The 8,383-nt window shown below is 62.2% G+C and carries 7 protein-coding genes; 3 read left to right on the plus strand and 4 right to left on the minus strand.

Going from position 1 to position 8,383, the window contains the following annotated elements; translation table 11 throughout:
- On the minus strand, positions 1-853 hold an 853-nt coding region (locus JNK99_RS13565; protein WP_291853976.1), incomplete at its 3' end, for a LysR family transcriptional regulator.
- A 117-nt stretch (positions 854-970) separates the two neighbouring features.
- Between JNK99_RS13565 and aceB the strand changes: the two genes are divergently transcribed.
- Positions 971-2,569 (plus strand): malate synthase A, encoded by a 1,599-nt coding sequence (gene aceB, locus JNK99_RS13570; protein ID WP_291853978.1) that lies wholly within the window; start codon positions 971-973, stop codon positions 2,567-2,569.
- A 135-nt stretch (positions 2,570-2,704) separates the two neighbouring features.
- Here aceB and hemH read toward each other — a convergent pair whose 3' ends face one another.
- Both hemH and hrcA read right to left on the minus strand, forming a co-directional pair.
- Positions 2,705-3,808, minus strand: coding sequence for a ferrochelatase (gene hemH / locus JNK99_RS13575; protein WP_291853980.1), 1,104 nt, complete (start codon positions 3,806-3,808; stop codon positions 2,705-2,707).
- On the minus strand, positions 3,808-4,836 hold the full coding sequence (hrcA, locus tag JNK99_RS13580; protein ID WP_291853982.1) for a heat-inducible transcriptional repressor HrcA: 1,029 nt from the start codon (positions 4,834-4,836) through the stop codon (positions 3,808-3,810). The genes hemH and hrcA overlap by 1 nt, the downstream gene beginning before the upstream one ends.
- A 76-nt stretch (positions 4,837-4,912) precedes the next feature.
- On the opposite strand from hrcA, the gene JNK99_RS13585 reads away from it, so the two are divergent.
- A complete protein-coding gene (locus JNK99_RS13585; protein WP_291853984.1) occupies positions 4,913-5,839 on the plus strand; it encodes an NAD kinase in 927 nt (308 codons plus the stop codon).
- A gap of 23 nt (positions 5,840-5,862) precedes the next feature.
- On the plus strand, positions 5,863-7,518 hold the full coding sequence (gene recN / locus JNK99_RS13590; protein ID WP_291853986.1) for a DNA repair protein RecN: 1,656 nt from the start codon (positions 5,863-5,865) through the stop codon (positions 7,516-7,518).
- Positions 7,519-7,756: 238 nt separating this feature from the next.
- Here recN and JNK99_RS13595 read toward each other — a convergent pair whose 3' ends face one another.
- Complete coding sequence (locus JNK99_RS13595) at positions 7,757-8,065, minus strand: transcriptional regulator (protein WP_291853988.1); 309 nt, start codon at positions 8,063-8,065, stop codon at positions 7,757-7,759.
- Between the last annotated feature and the right edge of the window lie 318 nt (positions 8,066-8,383).

Genomic DNA, 8,383 nt, shown 5'->3' on the forward strand with positions numbered 1-8,383 from the left:
CGATGAACAGACGCACGCGCAAGGGCAGATGCCGGCGCTGCGGGAACACGGCGTAGATACCCACCGGCGGCGCGGCATATTCGTCGAGCAGCGACACCAGCGCACCGCCGCGCAAGTCGTCCCCCACTTCCCACATCGAACGCCATGCCAGGCCCTTGCCGGCCAACGCCCATTCGTGCAGAACGGCACCATCGTTGCACTCGAAGCTACCTGCCACCTTGCGGTTTGCCACCTCACCCCCGGGCATCTGGCGCAGTGCCCAGCCGCGCTGCTGACCAAGCGAGAGACAGTTGTGTGCCGAAAGCTGATCGGGTGTCACTGGCTCGCCGTGGCACCCCAGATAGGAGGGACTGGCGACCACCAGTCGCCGCATTTCGCCGAGCTTGCTGCTTGCCAGACTGGAATCGGCCATTTCGCCGATCCGTACCGCACAGTCGACCCCTTCATTGAGCAGATCGACCAGCCGGTCGGTGAGGTCGAGTCGCACCGTAACCTCGGGATTGGCCTCCATGAAGGCAGCCACCTGGGGCGCCACATGCCGGCGTCCAAAACCGGCCGGCGCCGACACCCTGAGGTGACCGCTGGCGCGGATGCCCCCCAGTGAAACGGCTGCTTCGGCATTCGCCAGATCGTTGAGTATCCGCTGGCAATCTTCGAGAAAAGCCTGCCCCTCAAAAGTCAGCGACAGCTTGCGCGTCGTGCGCAGCAGCAACTTGACCCCCAGACGCGCCTCCAGCGCGTCGAGGCGCCGCCCGATCACCGCCGGAGTGACCGCCTCGGCCCGAGCGGCTGCCGAGAGGCTGCCCCGGGTTGCCGAATTGACGAAGGCCTGAATCTGCTTGATGTGGTCCATGTCTTCAATTCGATACTAAAAGTAAAAGATACTTTGATTCTATTCGCCCTTATCTTTCTCTGACGAGTGCAATAGAATTCTTGCACTGCATCATAACCCATCGACAGGAGTCCCCGCATGAGCCTCGATCTGCCTCCCGGAATGCAAATCAACGCCCCGATCAAAGCTGGTTACGCAACCATCCTCACCCCTGACGCGCTGGCACTGGTGGCCAAACTCCATCGCGCCTTCGAAGGGCGCCGTCAGGAACTGCTGCAGGCGCGCGTCACCCGGCAGGCGCGCATCGACGCCGGCGAAATGCCCGGCTTCCTCGCTGAAACCAGGCACATTCGGGAAGGCGAGTGGAAGATCTCGCCGCTGCCCAAGGCGCTGGAGCGCCGCCGTACCGAGATCACCGGCCCGGTCGAAGCCAAGATGATCATCAACGCCTACAACTCCGGTGCCGACTCCTACATGACGGACTTCGAGGACTCCAACAGCCCGAAATGGGACAATCAGATCCAGGGTCAGGTCAACCTCTTCAAGGCCATCCGTCGCCAGTTGTCATTCATCAACGAAGCCGGCAAGGAATACACGCTGAACGACAAGATTGCCACCCTGCAGATCCGTCCGCGCGGCTGGCACCTTGACGAAAAGCATGTCACCGTGGACGGCCAGCGGGTCTCCGGCGGCATCTTCGACTTCGCCCTGGTCTTCTTCCACAACGCCAAGGAACAGCTTGCGCGTGGCGCCGGCCCCTACTACTACCTGCCGAAAATGGAGTCGCACCTCGAAGCCCGCCTGTGGAACGACATTTTCATCATGGCGCAGGAGCACGTCGGTCTGCCCCGCGGAACGATCAAGGCAACCGTCCTGGTCGAAACGATTCTCGCCACCTTCGAAATGGAGGAGATCCTGTACGAACTGCGCGAGCACTCCGCCGGCCTCAATGCCGGGCGCTGGGACTACATTTTTTCGTGCATCAAGAAGTTCAAGAAAAATGCCGATTTCTGCCTCGCCAACCGCGGCGCCATCACCATGGAGGTCCCCTTCATGCGTAGCTACGCCCTGCAACTGGTCAAGGTCTGCCACAAGCGCGGCGCGCCGGCAATGGGTGGCATGAGTGCGCTGATCCCGATCAAGAACGACCCGGTGGCCAACGAGAAGGCTCTGGCCGGTATCCGTCACGACAAGACGCGCGATGCCAACGATGGTTTCGATGGGGGCTGGGTTGCCCACCCGGGGCTGGTCGCGATCGCCGGCGAAGAGTTCCAGAAGGTGCTCGGCGAGCGCCCCAATCAATGGGACAAGCAGCGCGACGAAACCTTCACGGCAGCCGACTTCCTCAACTTCCAGCCATCGCAGCCGATTACCGAGGCCGGGCTGCGCAACAACATCAACGTCGGCATTCATTACCTCGGCAGCTGGCTGGCCGGTAACGGCTGCGTGCCGATCCACAACCTGATGGAAGACGCTGCCACGGCCGAGATCTCGCGCTCACAGGTCTGGCAGTGGGTCGTTTCGCCAAAAGGCGTGCTCGACGACGGCCGCAAGGTCACCGCCGAAATGGTGCGCGGGATGATTGCCGAGGAACTGGTCAAGGTCAAGGCGACGGTCAGCGCCCAGGGTGAAGACACCGCAAGCTATGACCAGGCGGCGGTCATCTTCGACAGGATGTCGCTGACGCCGGAATACCCGGAATTCCTGACCCTGCCGCTCTACGAAGCGATGGACTGAGAACTCCTGGATTGTCCGGCCCGCGCCTGGGCCGGGAAAGCACCCGGACAGTTGGAGCAAAAAAGCGGCGCCGAAATTACCAGCGCCGCTTTTTTGCTCCGGCTGGCGTGGCAGTGGCCGTCGCCGATCGATCGTTCAGAACGTCGCGCCCAAGGCGCGTGCACGCAGGGCGCTGAGTTGCAGGCTTCCCGGATCGGTGGCGATCTGCGTCGGCCAGCCCTGCAGGTGGCTGGCGGCCAACTCGGCCAGGGCGCTGATCCAGTCGTCACGTTCGTTGAGACAGGGAAGGTAGCAATATTCCTTGCCACCGGCCTGCAGAAACTCGGCCTTGCCTTCGATGGCGATCTCTTCCAGAGTTTCGAGACAATCAGCGGTAAACCCTGGGCAGATCACGTCCACGCGCTGCATCCCCTTTTTCCCCAGCGCCCGAAGGGTTGGCGCGGTGTAGGGCTGCAACCACTCGGTGCGGCCAAAACGCGACTGGAAACAGACCAGGTACTGCTCCTGACCGAGACCGAGCGCCTCGGCGAGCAACCGGCCGGTCTTGTGACACTCACAGTGATAGGGATCGCCGCGCTCCAGGGTGTAGTGCGGCAGTCCGTGAAAACTCATCACCAGGCGATAGGAACCCGACGGCAGACCGTAGCTGGCCCAGTGCTCGCGCACGATGGCGGCCAGCGCTGCAATGTAGCCCGGATGGTCGGCAAAACTCCTGACACAACGCATCTCGGGCTGATTACGCACACCACGCAGCCACGAAGCGGCGGCGTCGAGTGCGGTGGCCGTCGTGCTGGCCGCGTACTGAGGATAAAGGGGCAGCAGAAGAATGCGCGTACAACCCTCGGCCTTGAGCCGCGACAAGACAGCCGGAATCGACGGCTGACCGTAACGCATCGCGTAGTCGACCACTACCTGATGCCCGGCCTGACCCAGAAAGCCGCGCAGGAGCTTGGTCTGGCGCTCGACATGAACCTTCAGCGGCGATCCGTCGGGCGTCCACACCGCCGCATACTTCTCGGCCGAACGCCGTGGCCGGGTGTTCAGAATGATCCCGTTGAGGATCAGCCACCACAGCAGCCGCGGAATCTCGACCACGCGCGGGTCGGCCAGGAACTCTCCGAGGTAGCGCCGCACGGCCTGCCTGGTCGGCGCTTCCGGTGTTCCCAGGTTGATCATCAGAACGGCAGTCTGTGCCGGCGAACCGTGGCGGTAGGCCGGTTCGGCGAGGTAGCGGGACATCAGCAATTGGCCTGATAGGTCAGCGCGGAAGACAACAGTTTGGCGGTGATATCGACGATCGGGATGACCCGTTCGTAGGCCATCCGTGTCGGGCCAATGACGCCGACCGAACCAACCACCTGGCCGTCAACCTCGTAGGGAGCGGTGACGACACTGCATTCATCGAGCGGTGCCAGTCCCGATTCGCCGCCGATGAAGATCTGCACCCCGTCGGCACGCTGCGAGAGATCAAGCAATTGCATCAGGGCGGTACGTTGCTCGAAGAGGTCGAACAACTCGCGCAAGCGCTTCATGTTGGAAGAAAATTCCTCGACCTCCAGGAGGTTGCGCTCACCCGAGATGACATAACGTTCGGTGGGTCCGCGCATCGCTTCATCCCCGGCAGCGAGTGCGGCCGACATCAGTGCCTGCAGGTCACCACGCAATTCCTGCAGTTCCTCGCGGACCTGTCCGTGGATGTGCTCGAAGTCGTGACCGACGAAATGCTGATTCAGGTAGTTGGTGGCGGTTACCAGTTCCGAGGGCGTGTAAGCGCGCGAGGTGAACAGCAAGCGGTTCTGCACGTCGCCATCGGCTGTGACCAGGATCAACAGGACCCGTCGCTCGGAAAGACTGACGAATTCGATCTGACGAATGCGCGGCGTCAAACGACGCGGTGTCATGACGATCCCCGCAAAATGCGTCAGCCCGGAGAGCAGATGCGAGGCGTTGCTGATCAACTGGCGCGGCTGCATGGGCAGCAACTGACCCTCGATGGCGTCAAGCTTTTCCCTGTCGAGTGGCTTGACCGTCAACAGACTGTCTACGAACAAACGGTAGCCGCGCGCCGTCGGCACTCGCCCGGCAGAGGTATGCGGGCTGGCGATGAGGCCGATATCCTCGAGGTCCGCCATGACGTTACGTACCGTCGCGGCCGACAGGTCGAGACCCGAATAACGTGACAAGGCGCGCGAGCCGACCGGCTGACCTTCCGCAATGTAACGTTCGATCAGTGTCTTGAGCAGCATTCTGGCGCGTTCGTCGAGCATGGCTCCGATTCTACAAAAAAACCTCGACACACGGGGTACCGCGGACGGAAGCCGAATTGTGGTTTAATTCGCCCCCATGAATAATGCCTTTCTGCAAGCTTCGGCTGACTGTGCGCCACCACCCCGGACGATCGCGCTGGTTGGAAAGTACCACAGTCCCGAGATTGCCGAATCAATTCGCCTGCTCGCCCGTTACCTCCATGAGCGTGGCATTACCGTCCTGCTCGAGGAGGATACGGCGAGCAACGTCGTCTCGCATCTTGCCCTCGGGAGCTGGGCAAGTGGCAGCTTCCCCTGGCTGGGAGCGCACGCCGATCTGGCGATCGTCGTCGGTGGCGACGGCACGATGCTCAATGCGGCGCGCCAACTGGCCCGTTACCGCGTACCTCTGGTTGGCGTAAACCAGGGCCGTCTCGGCTTCATGACCGACATCGCGCGGACCGACATGCTGGCCTGCATGGATGACCTGCTGGACGGCAAGTTCGTCTCCGAGACACGCATGCTGCTCGACGCCGAGGTGGTCCGTGCCGAGCGCAGCGTGGTTTCCAATCTCGCGCTCAACGACGTGGTGGTGGACAAGGGTGCGATCGGACGGATGATCGAGTTCGAACTCTTCATCGACGGCGAGTTCATCTATCATCTGCGCTCGGACGGACTGATCGTTGCCACCTCGACCGGTTCGACCGCCTACGCACTGTCGGCCAACGGGCCGATCCTTCATCCGCAGGTGTCAGCCATCGCGCTGGTGCCACTTTGCCCGCACGCGCTAACCAACCGGCCGATCCTGGTCGGTGACCGCAACGAGATCGAGATCCGCATTGTTCATGCAACCGACTCACGCGCCCATTTCGATGGTCAGGTAACGGTCGATCTGCACAACGGCGATGTCGTTCGCATCCGCCGCTCGGAGTACTCGATCTCCCTGCTGCATCCGCCGGCCTACAGCTACTTTGCCATGCTCCGCCAGAAACTGCACTGGAGCGAGCGGCCCAAGGAACACTAGATCATCCGGGCGACGAGAATCAGATGCTCTGGCGCTTGACGATTCGCGACTTTGTCCTGGTCGACCGGCTGGAACTCGAATTTCAGACGGGGTTCGGCACGCTGACCGGAGAAACCGGCGCCGGCAAATCGATCCTCGTCGACGCTCTGGCATTCGCGCTCGGCGAGCGCGCCGATAGCGGGCTGATTCGGGCCGCTTGCGAGCGTGCGGAAGTAAGCGCCGAATTTGACCTGTCGGATTCGCTGGCTGCCGCCACCTGGTTGCAGGAGCACGATCTCGACAGCCAGGGAACCCTGTTGCTGCGGCGTGTGGTGGACAGCAATGGCCGCTCGCGCGCCTATCTCAACGGATCGCCGGTAACCGTGCAGCAGTTGCGCGAGATAGCTGAATCGCTGATCGACATTCACGGCCAGCACGCTCACCAATCGCTGCTACGCAGCGAAGCGCAACGCGTGCTGCTTGATGGACATGCGCGGCTGGAGCCGCTGCTGGCCGAGGTGGCTGCCGCCTGGCGCAAATGGCGAGCTGCCAAAGAGGCGCTCGAAGCGGCCAGCGACGGAGTCGAGGCCCTGGCATCCGAGCGGGAGCAACTGGACTGGCAGGTTCGCGAGTTGCAGGCACTCGCTTTCTCCAACGACCAATGGCAGGCCTTGAACGAGGAACACAAGCGCCTGGCACACGCGGCCAGCCTGGTCGAGGGGGCCCAATTCGCCCTGCAGGTGCTGGCCGAGGGTGAGGCTGCCTGCGACACACGGGTCGCCTCGGTGGCCAGTCGCCTGGACAACCTGTCCGAATACGATCCCGCGCTCCTGGAGGTCGCCAAACTGCTCCAGTCGGCCCAGGCCGAACTCGGCGAAGCCATCTCGGCACTGCGTCGCTATGCCAACCGTGTCGACCTGGAGCCGCGTCGCTTGGGGGAAGTCGAGCGCCGTATAGAAGCAGTTCTCGCATGCGCACGAAAGTTTCGCTGCGCACCCGGCGAATTGCCGGACCTGCTGGACCGCTGGCAGGCGAGGCTGTCACTGCTCGGTGAAGCGGCCGACCTCGACACTCTGGCGGCGCGCGCCGCCACGACGCGTGAAGAATATCAGCAGCTTGCCCAAGTGCTGTCAGGCAAACGAGCGGTAGCAGCCGAGCAACTGGGCAGAGAAGTCAGCCAGGTCATGCAACAACTGGCACTGGGCGGCGGCCGCTTCGAAGTCGCCCTGCTGCCGGTCGAAGCAGGGAACGCCGGTGGCCTGGAACAGGTCGAGTTTCGCGTCGCCGGACTGGCCGGCAATGCGCCACGGCCCTTGGCGAAGGTGGCTTCAGGTGGCGAAATTTCACGCATCAGCCTGGCCATCCAGGTGGTGACGAGTCAAGCGGCGAGCGTGCCGACGCTGATCTTTGACGAGGTCGACGTCGGCATAGGCGGTGGTGTTGCCGAGGTCGTTGGGCGGCTGTTGCGCGAACTGGGGAGGCAGAGACAGGTTCTTTGCGTCACCCACCTGCCACAGGTGGCCGCGCGTGCCAACTGGCAATGGCAGGTCAGCAAGAATACCGAAGCAGGAGAACTGCGCAGCCGCGTCGCGGTGCTCGACGTCGACGCACGTATAGAAGAAATCGCCCGCATGCTCGGCGGCATCGAGATCACGCCGCTCACTCGCCAGCATGCAAGGGAAATGCTGGCCATCGACTGAGCTGTCGGCCCCTCGCCGGTCACGGCATCAATGACGTCGGTGGCATCGAACCGGTGACTGCCCGCATGATGACGGGCGCCACGCCACGCAGACTCCCCTGGCGAACTTCCGGCTTACCGAGCGAGGCGTCCTCGCGCGGGACATCGCAAAGCCCCGCGGAACGGCCACTTCCATCCCTTCATCCTGGCGAGGATGATTACTGCCAGCGCAGACATGCGGTACAGGAAACCTGACACGCCTAGACGGCAGCCTTCTTCAACTTGCTCCTGGCAGCTTTCTTGAGCGTCTTGAAAAGTTCCGGGTCTTCGGCCTTGAGGTATTCGACCACCTCGAAGTCTTCCCGCTTGAGGCGCTGGATATCGATCTGCTCGACATGCACGAGGCGCAGCAACTCACGCACTGGCTTGGGCATGTTGCGGCCGCTTTCGTAGCGCGAACCACCGCTCTGCGTCACGCCGATCTTTGACCAGAACTGCTGCTGGTTCAAACCCAGCCTACGACGGATTTCGCGGGGATCAACCCTCTCAACGACTTTGACGGTGCTCATGACAGTCCTTTCTTGCTGTTGGTCTACGCAACTAAGCAGGCATCCGGAGTCCTGCGACAGAACCACACCTTATGACCATGGGTACCAAACGGCACACTATAAGCTTTTGGAAACAATTGCAAGTGACATCCAAATAGACCATCTGGTTACAGCGCAGCGGTCTCCGCGGCTTGCCGCCTTGGCAGCGCAACTTCTTTTCTGTAAAAGCCCCCAAGGGATTCCATCGGGATATAGCCATCAGTCATTCAGGTTGAGGTAGATTTTCCCGGTCATCCATTCCTCGTCGCATTCTGCCAGAAGGGCGGAGACAAGGCGCAG

This window comes from Accumulibacter sp. (assembly GCF_016789985.1).
Classification (GTDB): Bacteria; Pseudomonadota; Gammaproteobacteria; order Burkholderiales; family Rhodocyclaceae; genus Accumulibacter.

What these genes read in the sequence shown, in the direction of transcription:
- aceB (WP_291853978.1), top strand. Translation starts at nt 971, where the DNA reads ATGAGCCTCGATCTGCCTCCCGGAATGCAAATCAACGCCCCGATCAAA.
- hemH (WP_291853980.1), bottom strand. Translation starts at nt 3,808, where the DNA reads ATGTCCCGCTACCTCGCCGAACCGGCCTACCGCCACGGTTCGCCGGCA.
- hrcA (WP_291853982.1), bottom strand. Translation starts at nt 4,836, where the DNA reads ATGCTCGACGAACGCGCCAGAATGCTGCTCAAGACACTGATCGAACGT.
- JNK99_RS13585 (WP_291853984.1), top strand. Translation starts at nt 4,913, where the DNA reads ATGAATAATGCCTTTCTGCAAGCTTCGGCTGACTGTGCGCCACCACCC.
- recN (WP_291853986.1), top strand. Translation starts at nt 5,863, where the DNA reads ATGCTCTGGCGCTTGACGATTCGCGACTTTGTCCTGGTCGACCGGCTG.
- JNK99_RS13595 (WP_291853988.1), bottom strand. Translation starts at nt 8,065, where the DNA reads ATGAGCACCGTCAAAGTCGTTGAGAGGGTTGATCCCCGCGAAATCCGT.